Annotated in this window: 1 protein-coding gene and 1 pseudogene; both read right to left on the bottom strand. The window is 36.8% G+C overall.

Annotated elements, in window-relative coordinates; all coding sequences use genetic code 11:
• Nucleotides 1-820 (bottom strand): ParB/RepB/Spo0J family partition protein (locus WGMM_RS01595; protein WP_038249082.1); only part of this gene is annotated, 820 nt, incomplete at its 3' end.
• A pseudogene (locus WGMM_RS01590) lies at nucleotides 817-1304 on the bottom strand (ParA family protein); the annotation flags it as partial. The pseudogene WGMM_RS01590 and the gene WGMM_RS01595, both read right to left, overlap by 4 nt.

Genomic DNA, 1304 nt, shown 5'->3' with positions numbered 1-1304 from the left:
ATATTAGATCCAATTCATTTGAATTATTATACCGTATCATAACTTTACCCTTAGAATTGTTGTCATTAATTTTGATCTTTAAACCAAGTTGAGAAGATATAGCGCCTTCTATTACCGTCATATCTTGATTTCTAGTATATTTCTGCTCTTTTTGGTTGTTGCCTTGATGCAAATCTTTTATCAATTTTTCAGTTTGTCTAACGCTTAAGCCTTGAGAAACTATTCTTTCTGCAATACCTTCAGCATTTTCAACATTAATCAACGCTCTTGCATGACCCATAGATAGTTTTTTCTCGTTGATCATTGTTTTTACCCTACAGGGAAGTGACAACATCCGAATCATATTGGTTATGTGGCTGCGGCTTTTGCCTATAGCTGAAGCTAATTCCTCATGTGTATAGAAAAACTCATCTATCAGTTTCTTATACGCTTCACCTTCTTCTATTGGATTAATATCTTGTCTTTGTATGTTTTCAATTATGGATACTTCCAAGCATTCCTTGTCGCTCAGATCTTTTATGATAACCGGTGCACTATTAAGATTTGCAATCTTGCTTGCTCGCCAACGACGTTCCCCGGCTATTATTTCATAACCGTCATCATTTGAATCTTTGCGTACCACGATATGCTGTATAATGCCACTTTTCTTTATCGAATTTGCAAGTTCTCTTAATGACTCCTCGTCAAAATGTTTCCTCGGTTGAAATTTGCTTGGGTGCAGTAATGAAATAGGCAAATGCTCTTGTCGATCTTCTTTATTATCATAATTATCGCCTATGAGGCCGGCAAGACCTCTGCCAAGGCGTCTATCATCCTTCATACTACGCCCTCGCTTACTAGTTTCTTCTCCTTACAACTGCTCGCGTGCTTTTTTAAAATTTCCCTTGCCAAACTTATATATGCTTGTGCACCAGGACACTTAAGATCATACACAATAGCAGGTTTTCCATGAGAGGGCGCTTCTGATAACCGTACGTTACGTGGAATAACAGTCTCATACAATGGGACGATAGTTTTGTATACTTTATCATTTAAATACTGGCAAATATCGTTTTTAATCTGTTCACTGAGTTTGTTACGCCTGTCATACATTGTTAACACTATCCCTTCTATTGCCAAAAAAGGGTTTAGGTTATTCCTTTTTATCAGCTCTACAGTTTTAACTAAATGGCTTAATCCTTCCAGAGCAAAAAAATTCACACTGAAGAGGGACAATAATAGAATTAGCAGCAGTCAAAGCATTTATGGTTAGAAGCCCAAGTGATGGAGGGCAATCGATGATTATATATTCATAATTATCGCGT

It is taken from the genome of Wolbachia endosymbiont of Glossina morsitans morsitans, assembly GCF_000689175.1.
Classification (GTDB): Bacteria; Pseudomonadota; Alphaproteobacteria; order Rickettsiales; family Anaplasmataceae; genus Wolbachia; species Wolbachia pipientis.
The sequence above is the reverse complement of the archived record's forward strand: the minus strand, read 5'-3'. Positions and strand labels throughout refer to the sequence as shown.